A 593-nucleotide genomic window follows, 5' to 3' on the forward strand; every position below is an offset into this window, starting at 1 on the left:
GACCTGATGTCGCTCGCGCTGTGATGAGCTCCTTGAACGACCTGGCCCTCGGCCTGCACGGCTACGACGCCGACGACCTGCCGGTGGACGTGGCGCGCGCCTTCATCGCGCGCATGCTGCCGCGTGTGCAGGCGGTGGAGCACCTGTCGCTGCGCGCGAGCCTCGGCCGCGTGCTGGCACAGGACATCCCGTCGACGATCGACGTGCCGCCGCGGGACAACGCCGCGATGGACGGCTATGCGTTGCGCGGCAGCGAGCTGCGCACCGGCGAGGCCACCGTGCTGACGGTGGCCGCCACCGAGCTCGCGGGCCAGGTGGTCGGCCACGCGATCGGCGCGGGCCAGTGCGTGCGCATCATGACCGGCGCGGTGATGCCGCCCGGTCTCGACACCGTCGTGCCGCAGGAGTTCGTGCGGGTCGACGGCGATCGGATCACCGTGCCGGCTGGTGCCGTCAAAACAGGCGCGAACCGGCGGCTGGCCGGCGAAGACCTGGCGCGCGGCAGCATCGCGCTGCACGCCGGCCGCGCGTTGCGGCCGGCCGATCTCGGCCTCGTCGCCTCGCTCGGCCGCGGCGAGCTGCCGGTGTGGCGC

The 593-nt window shown here is 74.0% G+C and carries 1 protein-coding gene; it reads left to right on the top strand.

What is annotated here, in order from left to right:
• Window positions 1-23: 23 nt before the first annotated feature.
• Window positions 24-593, top strand: a 570-nt coding sequence (locus tag AC1D12_RS34905; RefSeq protein WP_477845615.1) for a MoeA family protein, incomplete at its 3' end; no start/stop codon positions are given.

Source organism: Rhizobacter sp. P1_G5 (genome assembly GCF_056405435.1).